Genomic DNA, 19,092 nt, shown 5'->3' on the forward strand with positions numbered 1-19,092 from the left:
CGGGGGAGTGTATGAATCACGAACAGGGATCAGAAGAAGACTGGATCATCGAAGATGATACGCATGACAAGTCGCAGGAACAGCTTGATGCTTCTTTTGAAAACCGACCCTGGCGCCTGCTGATTGTTGATGACGAAGAAGACATCCACGCCGTCACCCGCCTTGCCCTGAACAATATCGTCTTCAAGGGACGTCATCTAGACATTCTGTCTGCCCATAGTGCGGCCCAGGCCTTTGAAATACTCAGCAGAGAAACCGACATCAACCTGATATTGCTGGACGTGGTGATGGAAACCGAAGACGCCGGTCTGCGTCTGGTGAAACGCATACGCGAAGAACTCAAGAATCAGATGGTGCGCATCGTGCTGCGTACCGGCCAGCCAGGCCAGGCACCAGAAAAAAGTGTCATCGTCGATTACGATATCAACGACTATAAAACCAAGACCGAACTGACGACGCAACGCCTGTTCACCACGGTGATTGCCTCGTTGCGTGCGTATGAGGGCCTGCTGTCGATAGAACGCAGCCGCGTGGGCCTGACCCGTATCTTGCAGGCATCGGCCAACCTGTATGAATTGAAATCGCTGAAGGAATTTGCGTCGGGCGTGTTGAACCAGATCGGCGCCATTCTGGATGTCGGCGCAGACGGGGTGTTGTGCCTGTCGCGCAATTCGGCCTGCGCTACTCCGGGCAGCATTCCGGCTGGCAGTAACAGTACGTCGCTGAACACCAGCATCATTGCTGCCACCGGCAGTTACAGCGACTGGGCTGGCCTTGATCGCCTGCCACCTGATTGCGAATGGACAGCCATCGTTGAAAAAGCCTTTTTCGAAAAGAAAAGCCAGTTCCAGCATCCTGTTGATGTATTGTTCATCCACACCCGGCAGGGACATGAATTCGCCATCCTGGTGACACCACCATGGCCATTGGGACAAATGCAGCGCGACCTGCTGGAATTATTCTGCGACCGCATTGCCGCTGCCTTTGATAATCGTTACCTGAACGAGCAATTGCAAAAAGCCCAAGAAGCCTCGGTGGTGGCCCTGACCGACCTGGCAGAATCACGCGACACCGATACCGGTGGCCATGTGCAGCGCGTCTGCAAGCTGACCAATGCCATCGCGGCAGAACTGAAACGGCGTGACAGTTTTCCGTTCGACCTGACGCCGCAGTTCATGGAGATGGTGGGCATTGCCAGCATTCTGCATGATGTCGGCAAGGTCGCGACGCCCGACGCGGTTTTGCTGAAGACTGGCAGCCACGACAGCAGCGAAAGAAAAATCATGGAATACCATGCGCTGGCTGGCGAAACCGTGCTGGCACGCGCCGCCACGATGGTGGATGGCGTCAGCTACCTGACGTACGGTTCACAGATAGCCGGCAGCCATCATGAACATTTTGACGGACAGGGATATCCACGCCACCTGAAAGGCACGGATATCCCGCTGTCGGCCCGTATTGTTGCCGTGGTGGATGTGTTTGATGCCCTGCTGCACCGCCGCCCTTACAAGGAACCTTGGTCACTCAAGGACACCATCGAATACATCAAATCCCGCAGCGGCACACAGTTTGATCCGGCAGTGGTGGAAGCCCTGATCCATTACATCAATACTGAACAGCCTGACTGGGTCGCTGACGGCGAGTAATTACTCACAAGTCCTGGCTATGGCATGCCATGCCGTCAGTTGGTTTTCTGCTGGCCAGCGCCTGTATGATGGGGCACTGGGCTTGCTGATCCGATGAAGCACATTGCTGTATCAGGCCCGTCAGCATATCTTCCATGCGATGCAGGTCAGCCAGTTTGGCTTGCACCTGGGTCAACCGTTCCTGCGCCACGTCGCGTATCGCCTGCCTGTCGTTACCATCTTCCAGCATCAGCAGATTGGCGATTTCATCCAGGCTGAAACCCAGTTCCTGCGCCCGCTTGATAAACCGTATGCGTTCGGCCAGATTGGCTGGATAAGTCCGGAAACCGGTGGCAACCTCGGGCACCGGCAACAGATTACGACGCTGGTAATAGCGTACGGTTTCCACACCGACACCGGCCGCTTTGGCCAATTGCCCTATCGTATATTGATCTGCATCATGATCTGCATCAATCATCGTTGAAAAGTCCTTGACTCTGTTCTTGGGTACGGAGTCTATGATAAGGCAATCGAACAAATTATGTAGTGGAGGACTGGAAATGACGCAAGATCATCACGATCATCAGCACGGCGACAGTTGCTGTGGACACAAGCATGACGCACAGCCAGAGCCGGTAGAGGAAAAGAAATATACGGACCCGGTGTGCGGCATGCAGGTCAGCAAGAATCCGGAGAAAACGGCTTATTTCCAGGGCATTGCCTACTACTTCTGTAGCAAGTCCTGCGTCAGCAAGTTCAACGCGGCTCCGGAAAACTATGTCAAGGCAAAAAAAATCATAGGGCTGGGTAGCGTAGGTACGGTAACAGGCACTGCCGTTGCGTCGGCAAGCGCCAAAGAAGCAGCATCCTGCTGCGGTGTTGGTGCCGGTGCAGGCGATGCTATGCAAAGTGACGCCCAGGGCGAACACAAAGACCCAGTGTGCGGTATGCGCGTAAATGCTGACAGCAAGCACCAGTTGGTGCATGAAGGCCAAAGCTATTATTTTTGCTGTAATTCTTGCCTGGAGAAATTCCGCAAAGACCCTGCTGCCTGGCTGGATCCGGCCAAACGCCCTGCGCCCAAGGTAGTGGCGAAGGATGCGATTTTCACCTGTCCCATGCATTTGGAAATTGAACAGGTCGGCCCCGGCACCTGCCCCCTGTGCGGCATGGCACTGGAACCGAAAGAAGCCAGCATGGAAGAAGACACCAGTGAACTTGACGATATGCGGCGTCGCTTCAAGTTCAGTCTGGTGCTGAGCGTGCCACTGCTGATCATGACTATGGGTGATATGTTGCCTGGCGTGTCCTTTCACGGACTGCTAGGTATGACGGTCTACAACTGGCTGCAGTTCCTGCTGGCGACACCTGTCGTTCTGTGGGCTGGTCTGCCATTTTTTGAGCGAGCACTGGCGTCCTTCAAGAGCATGCATCTGAACATGTTCAGCCTGATCGGTGTTGGTACGGCAGCAGCTTATCTGTTCAGCCTGGTCGCATTATTATTGCCAGATACGTTACCAGCCGCCTTCAAGATGGATGGCATGGCACCGCTGTATTTTGAGGCCGCTGCGGTAATCATTTGCCTGGTCTTGCTGGGTCAGGTACTTGAGTTACGTGCGCGTTCGCAAACCAATGCGGCCATCAAGGCATTGCTGGGCCTGACACCGGCGACAGCAATACGGATTGCTGATGATGGCAGCGAGGCTGAAATCTCGCTGGATCAGGTATTGGTCGGCGACCGTTTGCGCGTCAAACCGGGCGCGCATATCCCGGTTGATGGGGTATTGCTGGATGGTCATAGCAATGTCGATGAAGCCATGCTGACCGGAGAACCGCTGCCAGTCGGCAAACAAGTCGGAGACAAGCTCAGCGCCGGCACCATCAACCAGCAAGGCAGTTTCAGCATGCAGGCGCAGCGCATAGGCAAGGACACTTTGCTGGCCAGCATTATCGATCTGGTCAACCAGGCCGGACGGTCGCGCGCACCGATACAGAAACTGGCAGACCAGGTATCGGGCTGGTTTGTGCCGGGTGTGATTGCCGTTGCCGTGCTGGCCTTTGCTGGCTGGGCTGTTTGGGGTCCAACGCCAGCCCTTGCCAACGGCTTGATGGCCGCCGTATCGGTATTGATCATTGCCTGCCCTTGCGCACTGGGGCTGGCAACGCCGATATCAGTCACCGTAGGCATAGGTCGCGGCGCGCATGACGGGGTACTGATCAAGGATGCTGAAGCGCTGGAAAGGCTGGAAAAAATCGACACCCTGGTAATAGACAAAACCGGCACGCTGACCGAGGGCAAACCTACTGTGCAAAACTTCAGAGTCAATGCAGGCGATTCTGAGGCCGGTTTACTGGCGCTGGCAATGACGCTGGAACAGCGCAGTGAACATCCGGTCGCACATGCCATCGTCAGCTATGCTGAAGCACATGGCAGTAAAGCAGTCAGCATCAGCGATTTCACTTCCATTACCGGCAAGGGAGTCAGTGCCACTGTAGATGGCAAAGCAGTATTACTGGGTAATCCGGCACTGCTGAAAGAACATGCAATAGCAATGCAGGAATTTGAACCACAAGTCGCGACATGGCAGGCACTGGGCCATACCGTAATGCTGATGGCAGTTGATCAAAAAGTCGTGGCCTTGCTGAGTGTGGCCGACAAGATCAAGACCAACAGCAAGGAAGCCATCGCACAATTGCAGCAACAGGGCATGCATGTGATCGTACTGACGGGTGACAATGCCATCTCGGCACAGGCGGTAGCCAAACAACTGGGGCTGGATGATGTGCGGGCCGACCTGCTGCCTGCTGACAAGTTCCGCATCGTTCAGGAACTTCAGGCCCAGGGTCGCGTGGTTGCCATGGCTGGCGACGGCATCAATGATGCCCCGGCACTGGCCCAGGCTGATGTCGGCATTGCCATGGGTAGCGGCACCGATGTGGCCATGCATAGCGCCCATGTGGTGCTGGTAAAAGGCGATTTACGCGGCATCGTCAAAGCGCGTTCATTGAGCCAGCAAGCTATGAAAAATATACGGCAAAACCTGTTCTTTGCCTTTGCCTATAATTTTGTCGGTGTGCCCGTAGCGGCCGGACTTTTGTATCCCTGGTTCGGCATTTTGCTCAGCCCCATGATCGCCAGTGCGGCGATGAGCCTGAGCTCGGTATCGGTGATCAGCAATGCGCTGCGTTTGCGAAAGGCAAAACTGTAAACAGGTTCAGGGGGATATCTGGAGGCAGTACAGGAATCATGTCGCTATTTTCATGCGACAAATTTCATGCAACAAATTAAGCCTTGCCGCAGGAACAGGTAAAATACGCGCCTGTTCCTGCTATTGCCTACCTAACAAGAAAAATTCATGCGTCTTTCCATCCTGGCTTTTTGTATCTCTACCCTGCTCTTCTGTTCTGCCCACGCCACCGACAATGTGAAGCAATCTGGCAAAAAGCCGCTGGCAAAGCCTGTCAGCGTGACAGTGTATGTGGCCGGCGATATTGCTGATTGCAGAAAAAAACCTGCTGAAGAAAGCATGGCGGCCAGGACGGCAGAGCTAATCGCTGCCGGGCTGGATAAGGATAAGACTGCCAGAGCCATCACCCTGGGTGATAACACTTACCCTGTCGGCAACCCCAGTGAATTCACCAAATGTTATGACCCGACCTGGGGCCGCTTCAAGGACAAGACTCTGCCTTCACCCGGCAACCATGATTACGGCATGCCCAAGGCTTTGGGCTATTACAATTATTTCGGTGACCTGGCCGGGCCGGATCGACGCGGCTATTATGCAACGCGACTGGGTAAATGGCAGATCCTGTCGCTCAACAGCAATCTGGACCAACCGCAGATGCAGGCACAACTGAGTTGGCTGAAAGAAGAACTGGCCAACAACAAACAAAGCTGCACGCTGGCGTTCTGGCATCATCCTGTCTACAGTTCGGGCGGGCACGGCAATAATGAAAATATGCAAGCTGCCTGGAAAATGCTTGCCGAAGCCAAAGCCGACATCGTACTGACTTCGCATGACCATGATTACGAACGCTTCGCCCCTCTGGACGCCAATGGCGACCGCGACGACAAGCAAGGCATACGCAGCTTTGTGGTCGGCACTGGCGGTGCCAAACTGACGCCCATGTTTTTACCCAAGGGGTCAACGGAAATCCGTGACAATTCCACCCATGGGGTACTGAAGCTTAGCCTGCATGACAAGTCTTACGAATGGGAATTTTTGCCAGTACCAGGACAGAGTTTCACCGACAAGGGTAAGGGTAGCTGTCATTAGGCCTGGTGAGTGCTATTCGCAGGTTTTGGTATACGTCTTGTGTGATAAGCCTCATTTACGAATCGGATCAGGCTAAAGAAAATTTTTGAACTATACTCAAGTACGGCTCAACGACTTGATTGCATGACTGCGACAAGTCGTCGTTTCCCGCGTCCGCCAAGCGCATACAGGGGTCGTCATGCATATAGAAGAAACACTCAGGCTGGATTTCAAGGATGTGTTGATACGTCCTAAACGTTCCACCCTTACCTCCCGTTCCCAGGTCAATCTGGAACGCGAATTCATATTCCATCATTCACGCAAGACTTATCACGGCATCCCCATCATTGCAGCAAACATGGATTCCACCGGCACCATGGAAATGGCAGCGGCACTGGAACAGCACCAGTTATCGGTAGCGCTGCACAAGCACTACGATGAAGACGCACTGGTAAATTATTTTTCTGCGTTGCAAAAGAAATCCACGGCCTTTTATTCCATGGGCATCACGCAATCCGACTTTGAAAAATTTTCGGCTGTCATGGCACGGGCACGCAATGCCATCGAATATGTCTGCATCGATGTGGCGAATGGCTACACGGAAGGCTTTATCAATTTCGTGAAAAAAGTCCGCACCACCTACCCACACCTGACCATCATGGCTGGTAATGTGGTGACCGGTGATATTACCGAAGAACTGATACTGGCTGGCGCCGATATCGTCAAGGTGGGTATAGGACCTGGCTCGGTCTGCACCACGCGCAAGATGACGGGTGTCGGTTATCCGCAATTGTCTGCTGTCATAGAATGCGCTGATGCAGCACATGGCCTGGGCGGACAGATTTGTGCCGATGGCGGCTGTGTCGTACCAGGTGACCTGGCCAAGGCTTTTGGTGCTGGTGCCGACTTCATCATGCTGGGCGGCATGCTGGCGGGGCATGATGAATGCTCTGGTGATCTGGTGGAACGCGATGGCCAGCAGTTCAAGCGCTTTTACGGCATGAGCAGTCGTGCGGCCATGGATAAATATGCGGGTGGCGTCGCCAAATACCGGGCTTCAGAAGGCAAGGAAGTGCTGATCCCCTATCGCGGTGCGGTGGAAAACACCCTACAGGATATTCTGGGTGGTGTGCGTTCGGCCTGCACCTATGTAGGCGCGCACAAATTGAAGGAGCTGACCAAGCGCACTACCTTCATACGCGTCACCCAGCAATTGAATGAAGTATTCGGAAAGTCTTGATGCCGCAGGCAGGTAATCGCGCCTGCGTTGAAATTTTCACTTGATTGCATCACATTTCATATATGCATATGCAGAAGCCAGGCTGAATAAAGCTTGGCTTTTTTACATTTCTTTATGAACATCATCTTGTTCCTATTATGCAGTTAAAACAATTTACGTAGTTTTTGGCACAGTTCCTGCATGGAAATGGTCGAAACTGTGATTTTGATGCCTGTATTTTCACATTTTCCAATCACTTCCGTGATTTGATTATTGCCATGCGGTTACTTCCGTGGCAGCATAGTCGCTCACATTAGTGAAAATTTTTCCGGCACCTGGCCAATTGAGCATGCACTGCAAGATGGCAAAAATAATTGCCATGCACTAGTTCGTTGCAAGCAAATTGGGTCGGCAGGTGCTCTGGAGTGCTCTTTTAACTTTAGCTAGAAAATCGCGTTGTCTGGAGTGATATGAAAACAGTAATCCATAATAAAAGAGGGAAGTTATCAGTTCTGACTTTGAGTATGCTGGCTTGCGTGCTGCTGAATACGGCATGTCAAAAAAGCCCTTCAGAGACAGCTGCGAGTACACCAGAAACACCGGCCTCCACTGCGCCCATGCCTACAGGTCTGGTAAAAAATCCGGTAAAGCACTCTGACACGGCGGATGTCACCAAGTGGATGGACATGGCGTCAAACAAGACTCCAGCCCAGATAGCCAAAGAAGAAAAAGCAGCCAAGGATGCCAAAGAAGCGAAGGCAGCAGCAGATGCAAAAGCCGCCGCCGACGCGAAAGCAGCTGCGGACGCCAAATTACTGGCCGCCAAAGCGCGTGAACCTGTGAAGGTGGCGCCTGCTGTTGTGGCAGCGCCAGTGGTGACCAAACCTGTTGATATCCCGGCCCCCGTTGTTGCAGCGGCCGCACCACCGAAGGCTGCGCCAGCACCGGCACCAGTAGAAAACAATGTCTTGAAAGTCATTTCCAGCGTTCAGCCCAAATACCCTAACGGCGCAGTACGTGCCGGTGTTACTTCGGGTGTAGTGAGCGCCCGTGTACATATCGATGCCGATGGTAAGGTGTCACAAGTGGATATTGTAAAAGCAAACCCACCCAAGCATTTTGACAAGGAAGTGATTGCGGCCGCATCACAGTGGAAATATGCCCCCATTTCCAAGCCGCAAACTACCATGCTGGAATTTAATTTCAAGCTGGATAATTAAGTGCTGAAACGCACAAGATGAGCGCAAAATAATAGCGCGTCAGGTCTGCAAGCTTGCCTGCTGTTCGTCTGCTGTTCGTCTGCTGTTCGTCTGCTGTTCGTCTGCTGTTCGTCTGCTGTTCGTCTGCTGTTCGTCTGCTGTTCGTCTGCTGTTCGTCTACTGTTCGTCTGCTGTTCGTATTACTGTAATCGCCCCTGACCGGGGCGATTATTCATTTTGCGTTCAGTAATTCTGCTCGGCTGTTGCCAGCTTGCGCAAGACCTGGGCTGCGGCCATCAGCCCAAAAGAGGCAGTGACAACGATGGATGAGCCGAAACCGGCACAGTTAAGACCCGTCACACCGGCATTGACATCAGCCCCGACTTCACAGGCTTCTGCCGTTTCCGGCATGCTGAGCACTTCCATGGAAAATACGGCGTCGATCCCGAATTTGCTTTTTGCACCGCGCGGAAAACCATGATTCTGGCGCAATCGCTTGCGCACCAGGGCCAGCAAGGGTTCTTGTTCTGTGCGTGACAGATCACGGATTTCGATTTTACCCGGGTCAGTCTGACCACCGGCTGCACCAATGGTAATGAGCGGTATGGCATGTTGACGGCAATAGGCGATCAGGGCGGTTTTAGCCTTCACATTATCGATGGCATCAATCACGTAATCAAACCCCGGCTTGCCGAGCATGTCGTCCAGGTTATCTGGCGTGACAAAATCTTCTACCTGGTGGACCTGGCAATACGGATTGATCAGGGCGATGCGTTCTGCCAGCGCTGTCACCTTGGCCTTGCCTATTGTGTCGGTATTGGCCTGTATCTGGCGGTTGATATTCGATTCGGCAACGTTGTCGAGATCAATCATGCTGATCTGACCTATGGCACTGCGCGCCAGCGCTTCCACCACCCAGGAGCCGACCCCGCCAACCCCGATCACACAGACATGAGCCTGTCTGAAACGTTCCAGCGCAGCAGCACCATACAGGCGGGCGATGCCACCGAAGCGGCGGTCAAAATCGATATCTGTTTCTTGTTGCATGGTAAAGAGGTGGCCAATAAGCCTGACAGTAAGAGCAGGCGCTATTTTACTTGAAGCAGCCTGTCGCTGTTTTACATTGCATGCCATTGTTATCTGAAATGAACTATCTGCCACCGTATTTGCGTCAGCCCTGTTATCGGCCCTGCATTCAACCCTGCATTCAGTCCTATTGATATGTCGCAAGCGTGTGTGCCGTGTCTATTGCATAATAAGGGCAGGAAGCACAAGCCGCATTTTTGCCACCCAACATGGACAACAGCATGAACACTTTATTCGACAGCGCACCAGGATTTGATCAGCCCCTGGCAGTTCTCAAGCATTGCCATGACCGCATACGCAAGCAGTTGACCACGCTGGACAAACTGCTGGTGCATCTGCCAGACCATGGCTCGGACCAGGATGCGAAACAGGCGGCACAGGCCGTATTGAATTATTTCATCAAAGCTGCTCCCCTGCATCATGAGGATGAAGAACTGAACTTATTGCCAGAATTAAAACAGACTGCCGCTGGCGACGATGCCGAACTGCTGGCTGGCTTGCTACCTAAAATTCTTGCTCAACATGAAATCATGGCGGAGCAATGGCAGCAACTGGAAAAACAATTGCATGCCATCGTCACCGGCGCCGACCATGCACCGGCCAGCCTTTCTGCCACTGATGTAGAGGCTTTCAACGCACTGTATGGCGAACATATGCAGATCGAAGAAACGCAAATTGCCCCTATGGCAAAACGCCTGTTTTCTGATGCGCAGATGAGCGCTCTGGGTGCTGCCATGCAGGCACGCCGGGGTATCAAAGTCTAATATTTTCATTTACCAAGGAAAAACATGTCCATCGCTGATATACGCACTGACTACCGCCAGGCCAGCCTGTCCGAGTCGGATGTGAGTGCCAACCCCTTTACCCAGTTTGCCAACTGGTTCGATCAGGCCCTGAAAGCCGATGTGGCCGAACCGAATGCCATGACTTTGTCTACAGTGAATGCAGACGGTCGCCCCAGCTCACGGATAGTGCTGATCAAGGAATTCGATCAGCGCGGTTTTTCCTGGTTCACCAATTACGAGAGCGCCAAGGGCCAGGACATGGCACAGAATCCCCATGCTGCCTTGCTGTTTTTTTGGACGGCATTGGAAAGACAGGTGCGTATCGAAGGCCGCATAGAAAAATTGACGGATGCTGAAAACGACGCCTATTTCTTCAGCCGCCCACTGGGCAGCCGTCAGGGTGCGCATGCATCACAACAAAGCCAGCCTATTGCCAGCCGCGATGTGCTGGAGCAGCAACTGGCGGCAGTAGTAAGTCAATTCGGAGATGCGCCACCAAGACCGGCGCATTGGGGTGGCTATCGCCTTGTGCCTGAGAAAATCGAGTTCTGGCAAGGCCGTAGCTCGCGCCTGCATGATCGTATCGTGTACATCCGCGACGCCAGCAATACCAGCGATATCAGCGACAATTGGAGTATCGTGCGTCTGCAACCTTAAGAACATCCGTCTGCAAGGCCCCAATTTTGGCGGGGGTCTTGCGGAGCATGGTATTCTCGGTGTTTTTTTATCATTTCGCCGATGCCCATGCAGAAGAAAAAAATCTTGTTATTAAGCGTTTCCGCTGGTGCCGGTCATAAGCGGGCCGCCGAAGCAATACGGGCAACGGCATTGCAACAGTCTGACGAACTGGAAGTCAGTCACCTTGATGTGATGGACTTTGTGACCGCCGGTTTTCGTAAGGTCTATACCGATTTTTATATCAAACTGGTCAACAAGGCACCGACCTTGTGGGGCTATCTTTACCATGCGACGAATGAGGCACAGGCTGACGGCACCATGGAAAAACTCCGGCGTGGGATAGAGCGCCTGAATGCGCGGCCACTGCTACAGGCGATTGCCGATTTCCAGCCGGATGTCATCATCTGCACACACTTTTTGCCGGCTGAAATGCTGTCGCGCCTGTTGCGCAAGGAAAGACTGCATTGCCCGGTGTGGGTACAGGTCACCGATTTTGATCTGCACCGCATGTGGGTGCATGAACACATGGCAGGTTATTTTGCCGCCAGCGAAGAAGTCGCTGACCGCATGCGGGCAAATGGCATCGCTGCCGCACAGATACATGTCACCGGCATCCCCATCATGCCCGCCTTTACCCAGCAACTTGACCGGACTGTCTGTGCCCGCGAATATGGACTGGACCCGGCATGCCAGACCTTCATGCTGATGGGTGGCGGTGCTGGCCTGGGTGGCCTTGACAAGGTGGCGGAACGCCTGTTGTCGCTACCAGGACGTTTCCAGTTGATTGTCATGGCAGGCAATAATGCTCCTGCCCTGCACGCCTTGCAACAACTGGCACAGCGCTATCCTGGCCGTCTTTTGCCCCAGGGATTTACGGACAAGGTGGAACGCCTGATGGCTTGCTCTGATCTGGTGATCACAAAGCCGGGTGGCCTGACAACCTCAGAATGCCTGGCCATGGGTTTGCCCATGATAGTCAATTCACCGATACCCGGGCAGGAAGAACGCAATGCTGATTTCTTGCTGGAACAGGGTGTGGCAATGAAGGCGTATGATGATGTCAGCCTGACGTACCGGGTCAATTATCTGTTGCAGCACCCTGACAAACTCAGGGACATGCATGACAAGGCCAGGGCATTGGGCAAACCCCATGCCGCCAGCCAGGTTTTGCAGCAGATTCTGGGCCAGGCATCATAAGCAGGGACAAGATGATGAAATCTTCATTCAAATCCTTTGTGCTGACATTTGTCTTCGCTGTTGTACTGGCTGTGTTTTTTGCCCAGGTAGAAATACAGATAGAGGGCAGCGCAGGCTGGGCCGCCAACTTGCCGACCTGGCGCATAGAAAAACACTGGCTGCTGGATATTTTTTGGGGTGGGCGCGCCATGACGGGCTACCACGCCTGGGTGTTTCCCTTCATCGCCCTGTTCTTCCATTTTCCGTTTGTCATGATGCAGCAATGGACGGGGAAGCTGGAATGCCGTGCCATCGCCAATATCATCACCTTCTGGATAGTCGAAGATTTTATGTGGTTCATCCTTAACCCAGCCTATGGATTTGCCCGCTTTAATCCACTGGAAGTGAAATGGCATGTCCACTGGCTGCTGGGCTTTCCAGTTGATTACTGGGCGGGCCTGATTGCCGGATTTTTTCTTTATCGTTTTTCTTATAAGACACATGCGCAAGTACACGCTTAAACTCGAGTCAAAATCTCTGCTGCAACTATTACTGACTTGCATGACAGCGCTCAGTATCAGTCTGCCGGCATCCGCCGCCATCGCTGAGGATGCCCGTCCTGCTGAATGGGCCAGCCCGGTAGCCACTACACAGAACCTGTTTCGCGTGACACCGGTGTTTTATCGCAGCGCCCAATTGCAAAGCAAGGACCTGGGACTATTGCAGGCGTTGGGTATCAAGACGGTAGTCAGCTTACGGTCCTTTCACTCTGATGATAAGGTACTGAAAAATTCCGGTATCAAGCTACAACGTATAGGTATCAATACCTGGGATATCAATGACAAGAATGTGATTGCCGCCCTGCGCGCATTGCAGGCCGCAGAAAAAGATGGCCCGGTACTATTGCACTGCATGCATGGTGCTGACCGCACCGGGCTGGTGACCGCCATGTACCGCATACTAAACCAGGGCTGGACCAAAGATCAGGCGCTGGAAGAGTTGACCAAGGGTGGGTATGGCTACCATAGCCTGTGGAAAAACATCCCTGATTATCTGCACAAAGTGGATATCGATAAAATTCGACAAGCTGTAGTTCAGCCATGAGTCCCTAAGTGATATCAACCATGACATCAACTTTGACATCAACCATGAAGATCACAAGACATGTATTCATCGCCTGCCTGCTGGCAGGTACACAGGCGGAAGCGGCCCAACTGGATGTCAGCAAATTCAATGAGACTGAAGTGCAGTTGCTGGACCAGAGCAAGCCCGACAGCAACGGCAAAACCTTTGCCGCAGGCACCATCTTGAATGCACCAGTCAGCAAGGTATGCGCCATATTGCAGGCATATGAAGATTATCCCAGCTTCATGCCGAATACCGCCAAAGCCAAAGTCGCGCGTCAGCCCGATGAATCTGCACTGGTAGATTTCACCCTGAACCTGCCGCTGGGCAAAGTAAAAAAATACCGCCTGAAAATGATGCCCAAGGCCAGCCCGGCCACTTGCTACCTGAGCTGGAAATTACAGCCATGGGAAGGTTTGAAACAGGAAGAAACCATTGCCGATACCAGCGGTTACTGGGACTTGACGACAGTGGCTGGCAATCCCAATAAAACAGTGGTCAAATACCAGGTCTTTACTGATCCAGGCCCGGTGCCAATGGGACTAGGCTGGATCGTTGACAGCATGAGCAAGGACAGCATACCGAAGATGATGGATGCATTGCGAAACAAGCTGCGCTGATCGTTATCTCCCACTCCTGTTACTCCTGTTTTTCCTCCGCTTCCTCTTCCTGCAATAAAAAAACGGGGAACCCAGGGTTCCCCGTTTTGACATCTGCTGCGTATTTTCTGAGCTTAAGTCTCCGGGGTATAGCCAGCCTTGGGATCATCGGACGCGGCCTTGGCGCCATCCGGCGCAGCCTTGCCCTGTTGCTCAGGGATTTTGAAGCCTGCATAAGTACCTGCACTCATCCCCAGCAATGTCAGGATATTGCCATCAAACAAGGGCATATCGAAGTGCTGTATCACGTAGACCAGGAACAACACGCCAATCAGGACATTGAATACCAGCATCTGGAAACGATGCAAGGTCAGACCCTGGCTATCACTAAGGATATCCTTGAAAAAGCCTTTGCTTTCACCAAACTGGTTTTGCTTGCTGACATCCACACCAGCTGCCGTCAGGTAAGTAGCGCTGCCTATGCCAAGCAAACCCAGAGCCTGGGGTGAAATGGTAGGAATGCCTTCAGCCACGATCCACAGCCAGATATACGATACCAGCACAATGAAGAACCACCACGCCATTTGTACGCGTGCCAGGCTGAAAGTACGTTCACCGACCGCTGCCGAGGAGCTGTCACGCAGCAAGCCAGAGTCGCGCCCCAGCCGGAACAGGGCATAGCCCACAATAGCGATAAACCCGAAACCGAATAAAACACAAATCGGCTTCAATACCTGGAAACGCAAGATTCCGCTTGCCAGAATACTGGTACTGCCACCATTTTTGAAGCTGACGTTGAACGGCAAGTCCCGATGGTAATTGTGTCGCATTTCCTGCCAGGGAGAACCCATCAGGGATTCACGTTCCAGCGCCGAATTGCCTGTATCTGCCTGCGGCAAATGAAAGACCAGCTTGTTCATGGCAGGATCAGGATTGCAGTCTTTCAGTTTTCGTTGACTGAGTATGCCATTGATACGCAGTTCAACCAGATCGTACTGGTCATTTGCCAGGGTGGCACAGACGCCGGGGGCCGGAATTTCGAAATCACCACTCAGTTCAATTTCTATCGGCCCACCAGGTTTGACGACCTCATTTGCCTGTACCAGACCAGCGCACAGGACCAGCGTACAAATCAGTATTTTTTTTAACAGGAGCGGCATCTTGTTCTCTCTTCAGTTGGTTACTGGCAATACAAACAAAGCACGTTCCGCGGCGCGACGTGTGACCAGTCCCGGCAATGTCTTGCCACCGGCCATGCTCCAGCGACCAAACTGGTCAGCGGCCCCTGCCCTGTCATTCGCATTGAGTTTTTTCAGAAGTGTGGAACTTCTCAGGTTGCCTATACCCAGGTTAAAAGTAAAACTGGTCAGCGCGCCATATTCATTGTCGTTCAGGGCCACCGTCACCACCGATAGCACGTCACGACCTGCACTCATCAAATCGGTCTGCAACAGGGCAGTGGCTTGCGCCAGGGTAATGCCATCCGGATATAAGGCTTTCACTTGCAGGCTATCTGCCTGCCCTTTCATAAAGCGCCCCTGATAGGTGATGGCATGGCCCCAGCCTATGGTCCAGATATTGACGGGGTCAAGATAGGGGTCGATATTGCTGGTGGCTGGATTGCCGTCTGGTATGCCTTCAAACTGCTTGACCAGATTAACCGTTGCCTGATTCACTTCACGAAGCGCCATTTTCTTCTCCCTGTTATTGGCATGGGTAAGCCATGCAAGGATGAAAAGCAGAGTGAACCTGATTATGGATCAGCAATCACCAACAGCATTCAGCACCTATGCACAGGCTGGGAGAATCATATCAAATAAACAAACAAGTATGACAATTTTTTAAGTTGTCTGTATTGATACTCAAATGCATGCTCGTGTGGCAAGGCAAACCCGTGGCGGGCAGGTATCATGCCTGGTTTCAGCGCTGCGCCGTTGCGGTCAGTGGCTGCAAGAAATCGCTGTTTTTGATTTTTTCTGCGTAACGGTATAAAACTTCCAGCCCGGGTTCCTTGCGCGGCGAGGTCAGATCTACCCCATCGCCCAGATACCTGGGTAATACATGCAGGTGCAGATGTGGCACGGTTTGCCAGCCAGCTTCGCGGTTGGCCTGCAAGACGGTAATGCCTTCAGGTTGATACACATCCTGTACCGCCCTAGCGATATAACGGGCGGCACGCATCATGGCCATGGCAGATGCTTCGTCAGCATCCATCAATGTCTGGTAGGGCTGACGCGTGGCAACCAGTACATGCCCAGGGTTGACCTGCCCTGCATCCATGAAGGCAAACACCAGTTCATCTTCATAGACGATGGCGCAGGGCAAGTCGCCCGACATCAGTCTTTCAAATATCGTGGGCATGGGCATATTTGTTTTCAGGCAATCAGCTTGCTGGCAAACAGTTTCCTCGCCTTTGCCACTTTCGGTGCCACGACGAAAGAGCAATAACCTTGCTGCGGGTTCTGGCGATAATAATTCTGGTGATAAGCTTCTGCCAGATAAAACACGGGGGCCGGGCTGATTTCAGTGACGATGGGGTCATCCCAGACTTTAGCCATGTCTGCCACCACCTGTCTGGCGGTTGCCTGTTGCTGTTCATCATGAAAGAAAATGACTGAACGATATTGCGTACCCGCATCATTGCCCTGGCGATTCAGCGTCGTCGGGTCATGAATGGTAAAGAATATCTGTAGCAAATCATGGTAGCTGACAACTGCCGGGTCAAAAGTCAGGCGCACAACTTCGGCGTGGCCAGTCCTGCCGGTGCATATCTGTTCATAGCTGGGCTGGTGCACACTACCGCCAGCGTAGCCGGATTCCACTTTCGATACACCACGGATTTGCTGGAATACCGCCTCGGTACACCAGAAACAGCCGCCGCCCAATGTGGCAAATTCAGTTGATGTCGTGTTCATTACATTCTCCCTGTCAAGACTCATTAGTCGTCATGGGGAGCATTTTCTTACAATTACAGGAAGTCTGCCCGCCATTATCAGGGAATGATTCGCTTTGATCCCACTCAGGCAAGCGCCTGTTCTATCTGCTCAATGAAAAGTCTGCCATCCTGGTAGGCTGCACTGTGATCAAGCCGCAGGAATTGTCCATTGGCTTCAAGGATAAATGTAGGGAAACCTTGCGCGCCCACCTGGCGCAATAGCTGATGAGCCAGCCTGGTCTGTCCCGGCAAATCTGCCTGCGCCTTGGCATAGCAATCCTTGAACATCTCTGCCGTGACATCGAGCCCGGCTGCCAGTTGACTGAGCAGCCACAGGTCACTGACATCTGCGGCATCGACATAATGGGCATGCTGGATTTTTTCCAGCATGCTGAGTCCGGCATCCGCGGCGATTTCGCCCACAGCAGCAAGGGCAGCCACACCGCTTACGGCAGTGGCTGCCGGCACGGAATAATAACTGAGCGAGGCAGTGGTTTTTACCTTGTTCAGGTAAGCAGAACCAAACAGCACGCCCGAAAGTTTGGCGATATGTTGATCGGCAGAAATAATATGCTCGCGATAGGCGGCAGGAATGACATTGATTTCGGGAAACAGCAAGCCGGGATGAAGCACCATCGTCAGGCGCTCAGCAAAATGTGTTTGCGACTGCCGCAGGAAAGGGCTGGCGGCATAACACCAGCCACAAAGTGGGTCAAACACGATATGTAATCTGGCTTCCATGCCGACGTCCTCTCAGTTTGAATGTTGTTGCTATTGTATACATTACCAGATGTAAGAAAAAGCGGGTATGATAAAAATCATCTTTCTTAAAAACAGAACAATCACAATGAATTCTTCGCATAATGCATTTTGATCAACTGCGCCGCATGGCCCTGTTTGCGCAGGTAGTACGCCACGGTTCATTCTCAGCCGCTGCCAGGGCGATGAATCTTGCCACTTCGGTACTTAGCACCGCAGTTTCTCAACTGGAAGATGAATTAGGCGTACGCCTGCTGCACCGGACCACCCGTCGCCTGTCGCTGACCGAACTTGGGCAAGATTTTTATAGCCGCTGCACAGACATGCTGGCATCTGCTGAAGCCGCGCAAAACCTGATCGCAGAAAGCTCGGGCGAAATCGCTGGCAGGCTGCGCATTTCTGCGGCCTCCGATGTTGCCGACAATATTCTGCTGCCGGCGCTGACACCGCTGACGCTGAAACACCCCAAACTTTTGCTGGATATACAGGTAGCTGACAATATCGTCGATATGGCAGCACAGCAGATAGATTTGTCGATACGCTCCGGCTGGATGCGTGATTCTTCATTGGTGGCACGCAAACTGGCAGACCTACACGAGGTGCTGGTGGCAGCCCCATCCTATCTACAGAAACGGGGCATTCCACAGACACCGGAAGATTTATCGCAACATCACATGATCGGTATGACAAGATTGAATGATCCTTGCACCCTGAACCTGAAAAACGCAGCAGAGCATACTGTCAAAGTCAGCCTGCCTGCGGCAGCCATGACGGACAGTGTGCGACTGTCTTCAGAAATGGCGATCAGCGGCTTTGGCCTGGCCCGTTTGCCTAGTTATGCAGCCGCTAACGCCCTGCGTGATGGCAGGCTGATTGCCGTGCTGAAAGACTGGACACTGCCGCTGGCCGGGGTGTATGCCGTCACGCTGAAACGTGCCCTGCAACCGCAAAAGGTACAAGCTGCCATTGAGGCTCTGGGAGATTTTTTGACACCCAGCACGACCTGAACCAGGCTTGATCCACCACGAATCAGCATCCATACCGAAAATGTAACTTCAATGCCATTTGCTTACAAAAAATTACACAACTATTTATATAGTTAAACTTAATATACGCATAGAATATCGAACCCGATTTTCTTGCTTTTTAGCAAAGATTCCTCGTACTTGCTCCTGAAAAAGTACATCAATGTGCAAATCATGAAGCACGGGTTTTATTCCAGGGTTGCTGCTTGCGCAGCATTGATTACTTTTCTGTTATTGAATTAAATGCCATGCTAATCGACGTCATCAAAAACAGTCTCAGAAATATTTTCAGGGTACGCAACCAGCGGGCGATCATACCGGCTGGCCCGAAACCTGCGTTTGGCAGCACCATTGTGCTCAAGCGCCTGAAAATGCAATTAATCGTTCCCATCGACTATGAGCAATGGGACTGGCTGACCGAAAAAGGCTGGCGCACGCTGGACATGCGCCAAAACCGCCGTCGTTACTTCCGGGTACAAAGAAAAGCCGTCACCCGCCTGCTGCACGCCAATCAGGACGACCGCGAAGCATTGCATCAGCAAATCGTGGAGTATCGCTACGACAAAAAGCGTCTGCACTGAGCAATCTTTTATATCATCTTCTTGAAATGCCATGGCAGGCGTCG

20 protein-coding genes are annotated in these 19,092 nt (G+C 52.6%); 13 read left to right on the plus strand and 7 right to left on the minus strand.

Going from position 1 to position 19,092, the window contains the following annotated elements; genetic code table 11:
• Positions 1–11 precede the first annotated feature (11 nt).
• Positions 12–1,646 carry a DUF3369 domain-containing protein gene (locus ACO0LK_RS11925; RefSeq protein WP_422975288.1) on the plus strand — a complete coding sequence of 545 codons (1,635 nt, stop codon included), beginning with the start codon at positions 12–14 and terminating at the stop codon, positions 1,644–1,646.
• Positions 1,647–1,650: 4 nt separating this feature from the next.
• On the opposite strand, the gene ACO0LK_RS11930 is transcribed toward ACO0LK_RS11925, so the two are convergent.
• A complete protein-coding gene (locus ACO0LK_RS11930; RefSeq protein ID WP_422975290.1) occupies positions 1,651–2,103 on the minus strand; it encodes a MerR family transcriptional regulator in 453 nt (150 codons plus the stop codon).
• Between the two features lie 82 nt (positions 2,104–2,185).
• Here ACO0LK_RS11930 and ACO0LK_RS11935 point away from each other — a divergent pair, with 82 nt between their 5' ends.
• The 4 genes from ACO0LK_RS11935 (at position 2,186) to ACO0LK_RS11950 (ending at position 8,320) form a co-directional block, all read left to right on the plus strand.
• Complete coding sequence (locus tag ACO0LK_RS11935; RefSeq protein ID WP_422975292.1) at positions 2,186–4,834, plus strand: heavy metal translocating P-type ATPase; 2,649 nt, start codon at positions 2,186–2,188, stop codon at positions 4,832–4,834.
• A gap of 147 nt (positions 4,835–4,981) precedes the next feature.
• Positions 4,982–5,902, plus strand: a complete 921-nt coding sequence (locus ACO0LK_RS11940; RefSeq protein ID WP_422975294.1) for a metallophosphoesterase family protein — start codon at positions 4,982–4,984, stop codon at positions 5,900–5,902.
• A gap of 178 nt (positions 5,903–6,080) precedes the next feature.
• Positions 6,081–7,121: a GMP reductase gene (locus ACO0LK_RS11945; RefSeq protein WP_422975296.1), complete on the plus strand. Its 1,041-nt coding sequence runs from the start codon at positions 6,081–6,083 to the stop codon at positions 7,119–7,121.
• Positions 7,122–7,717: 596 nt separating this feature from the next.
• Entirely contained in the window at positions 7,718–8,320 is a 603-nt protein-coding gene (locus tag ACO0LK_RS11950) for an energy transducer TonB (RefSeq protein WP_422975297.1), read from the plus strand.
• A gap of 222 nt (positions 8,321–8,542) precedes the next feature.
• Here the strand turns inward: ACO0LK_RS11950 and tcdA are convergent, their stop codons facing one another.
• Positions 8,543–9,346 (minus strand): tRNA cyclic N6-threonylcarbamoyladenosine(37) synthase TcdA, encoded by an 804-nt coding sequence (tcdA, locus tag ACO0LK_RS11955; RefSeq protein ID WP_422975299.1) that lies wholly within the window; start codon positions 9,344–9,346, stop codon positions 8,543–8,545.
• 260 nt (positions 9,347–9,606) lie between these two features.
• Between tcdA and ACO0LK_RS11960 the strand changes: the two genes are divergently transcribed.
• The 6 genes from ACO0LK_RS11960 (at position 9,607) to ACO0LK_RS11985 (ending at position 13,769) form a co-directional block, all read left to right on the plus strand.
• Complete coding sequence (locus ACO0LK_RS11960) at positions 9,607–10,149, plus strand: hemerythrin domain-containing protein (protein WP_422975301.1); 543 nt, start codon at positions 9,607–9,609, stop codon at positions 10,147–10,149.
• A gap of 24 nt (positions 10,150–10,173) precedes the next feature.
• Positions 10,174–10,827 (plus strand): pyridoxamine 5'-phosphate oxidase, encoded by a 654-nt coding sequence (gene pdxH / locus ACO0LK_RS11965; RefSeq protein WP_422975303.1) that lies wholly within the window; start codon positions 10,174–10,176, stop codon positions 10,825–10,827.
• 87 nt (positions 10,828–10,914) lie between these two features.
• Positions 10,915–12,045, plus strand: coding sequence for an MGDG synthase family glycosyltransferase (locus ACO0LK_RS11970; protein ID WP_422975305.1), 1,131 nt, complete (start codon positions 10,915–10,917; stop codon positions 12,043–12,045).
• A gap of 11 nt (positions 12,046–12,056) precedes the next feature.
• A complete protein-coding gene (locus ACO0LK_RS11975; RefSeq protein WP_422975307.1) occupies positions 12,057–12,545 on the plus strand; it encodes a hypothetical protein in 489 nt (162 codons plus the stop codon).
• 40 nt (positions 12,546–12,585) lie between these two features.
• Positions 12,586–13,128, plus strand: a complete 543-nt coding sequence (locus ACO0LK_RS11980; RefSeq protein WP_422975309.1) for a dual specificity protein phosphatase family protein — start codon at positions 12,586–12,588, stop codon at positions 13,126–13,128.
• Between the two features lie 44 nt (positions 13,129–13,172).
• The gene (locus ACO0LK_RS11985; RefSeq protein ID WP_422975311.1) at positions 13,173–13,769 is read left to right on the plus strand and encodes a hypothetical protein; all 597 of its coding nucleotides are present in this window, start codon (positions 13,173–13,175) and stop codon (positions 13,767–13,769) included.
• 113 nt (positions 13,770–13,882) lie between these two features.
• Here the strand turns inward: ACO0LK_RS11985 and ACO0LK_RS11990 are convergent, their stop codons facing one another.
• From ACO0LK_RS11990 to ACO0LK_RS12010, 5 genes are all read right to left on the minus strand, one after another.
• On the minus strand, positions 13,883–14,908 hold the full coding sequence (locus tag ACO0LK_RS11990) for a hypothetical protein (protein ID WP_422975313.1): 1,026 nt from the start codon (positions 14,906–14,908) through the stop codon (positions 13,883–13,885).
• Positions 14,909–14,920: 12 nt separating this feature from the next.
• Entirely contained in the window at positions 14,921–15,439 is a 519-nt protein-coding gene (locus ACO0LK_RS11995) for a lysozyme (RefSeq protein WP_422975315.1), read from the minus strand.
• A gap of 229 nt (positions 15,440–15,668) precedes the next feature.
• Positions 15,669–16,109 carry an HIT family protein gene (locus ACO0LK_RS12000; protein ID WP_422975317.1) on the minus strand — a complete coding sequence of 147 codons (441 nt, stop codon included), beginning with the start codon at positions 16,107–16,109 and terminating at the stop codon, positions 15,669–15,671.
• 14 nt (positions 16,110–16,123) lie between these two features.
• Positions 16,124–16,663: a peptide-methionine (S)-S-oxide reductase MsrA gene (gene msrA / locus ACO0LK_RS12005; RefSeq protein WP_422975319.1), complete on the minus strand. Its 540-nt coding sequence runs from the start codon at positions 16,661–16,663 to the stop codon at positions 16,124–16,126.
• 104 nt (positions 16,664–16,767) lie between these two features.
• Positions 16,768–17,424, minus strand: a complete 657-nt coding sequence (locus ACO0LK_RS12010) for a DsbA family protein (RefSeq protein WP_422975321.1) — start codon at positions 17,422–17,424, stop codon at positions 16,768–16,770.
• Positions 17,425–17,546: 122 nt separating this feature from the next.
• On the opposite strand from ACO0LK_RS12010, the gene ACO0LK_RS12015 reads away from it, so the two are divergent.
• The gene (locus tag ACO0LK_RS12015; RefSeq protein WP_422975323.1) at positions 17,547–18,449 is read left to right on the plus strand and encodes a LysR family transcriptional regulator; all 903 of its coding nucleotides are present in this window, start codon (positions 17,547–17,549) and stop codon (positions 18,447–18,449) included.
• Positions 18,450–18,715: 266 nt separating this feature from the next.
• Positions 18,716–19,048, plus strand: a complete 333-nt coding sequence (locus ACO0LK_RS12020) for a hypothetical protein (RefSeq protein ID WP_422975325.1) — start codon at positions 18,716–18,718, stop codon at positions 19,046–19,048.
• Positions 19,049–19,092: the final 44 nt, after the last annotated feature.

It is taken from the genome of Undibacterium sp. Ji49W, from assembly GCF_049340205.1.
GTDB lineage: Bacteria > Pseudomonadota > Gammaproteobacteria > Burkholderiales > Burkholderiaceae_D > Undibacterium.

Bases quoted from the DNA above. Each gene is read 5' to 3' on its own strand.
- ACO0LK_RS12000 (WP_422975317.1), bottom strand. From the start codon at position 16,109: ATGCCCACGATATTTGAAAGACTGATGTCGGGCGACTTGCCCTGCGCC.
- ACO0LK_RS11925 (WP_422975288.1), top strand. From the start codon at position 12: ATGAATCACGAACAGGGATCAGAAGAAGACTGGATCATCGAAGATGAT.
- ACO0LK_RS11995 (WP_422975315.1), bottom strand. From the start codon at position 15,439: ATGGCGCTTCGTGAAGTGAATCAGGCAACGGTTAATCTGGTCAAGCAG.
- ACO0LK_RS11945 (WP_422975296.1), top strand. From the start codon at position 6,081: ATGCATATAGAAGAAACACTCAGGCTGGATTTCAAGGATGTGTTGATA.
- pdxH (WP_422975303.1), top strand. From the start codon at position 10,174: ATGTCCATCGCTGATATACGCACTGACTACCGCCAGGCCAGCCTGTCC.
- ACO0LK_RS11935 (WP_422975292.1), top strand. From the start codon at position 2,186: ATGACGCAAGATCATCACGATCATCAGCACGGCGACAGTTGCTGTGGA.
- ACO0LK_RS12020 (WP_422975325.1), top strand. From the start codon at position 18,716: ATGCTAATCGACGTCATCAAAAACAGTCTCAGAAATATTTTCAGGGTA.
- ACO0LK_RS11985 (WP_422975311.1), top strand. From the start codon at position 13,173: ATGAAGATCACAAGACATGTATTCATCGCCTGCCTGCTGGCAGGTACA.
- ACO0LK_RS12015 (WP_422975323.1), top strand. From the start codon at position 17,547: ATGCATTTTGATCAACTGCGCCGCATGGCCCTGTTTGCGCAGGTAGTA.
- ACO0LK_RS11980 (WP_422975309.1), top strand. From the start codon at position 12,586: ATGACAGCGCTCAGTATCAGTCTGCCGGCATCCGCCGCCATCGCTGAG.
- ACO0LK_RS12010 (WP_422975321.1), bottom strand. From the start codon at position 17,424: ATGGAAGCCAGATTACATATCGTGTTTGACCCACTTTGTGGCTGGTGT.
- ACO0LK_RS11950 (WP_422975297.1), top strand. From the start codon at position 7,718: ATGCCTACAGGTCTGGTAAAAAATCCGGTAAAGCACTCTGACACGGCG.
- tcdA (WP_422975299.1), bottom strand. From the start codon at position 9,346: ATGCAACAAGAAACAGATATCGATTTTGACCGCCGCTTCGGTGGCATC.
- ACO0LK_RS11960 (WP_422975301.1), top strand. From the start codon at position 9,607: ATGAACACTTTATTCGACAGCGCACCAGGATTTGATCAGCCCCTGGCA.
- ACO0LK_RS11930 (WP_422975290.1), bottom strand. From the start codon at position 2,103: ATGATTGATGCAGATCATGATGCAGATCAATATACGATAGGGCAATTG.
- ACO0LK_RS11970 (WP_422975305.1), top strand. From the start codon at position 10,915: ATGCAGAAGAAAAAAATCTTGTTATTAAGCGTTTCCGCTGGTGCCGGT.
- ACO0LK_RS11940 (WP_422975294.1), top strand. From the start codon at position 4,982: ATGCGTCTTTCCATCCTGGCTTTTTGTATCTCTACCCTGCTCTTCTGT.
- ACO0LK_RS11990 (WP_422975313.1), bottom strand. From the start codon at position 14,908: ATGCCGCTCCTGTTAAAAAAAATACTGATTTGTACGCTGGTCCTGTGC.
- msrA (WP_422975319.1), bottom strand. From the start codon at position 16,663: ATGAACACGACATCAACTGAATTTGCCACATTGGGCGGCGGCTGTTTC.
- ACO0LK_RS11975 (WP_422975307.1), top strand. From the start codon at position 12,057: ATGATGAAATCTTCATTCAAATCCTTTGTGCTGACATTTGTCTTCGCT.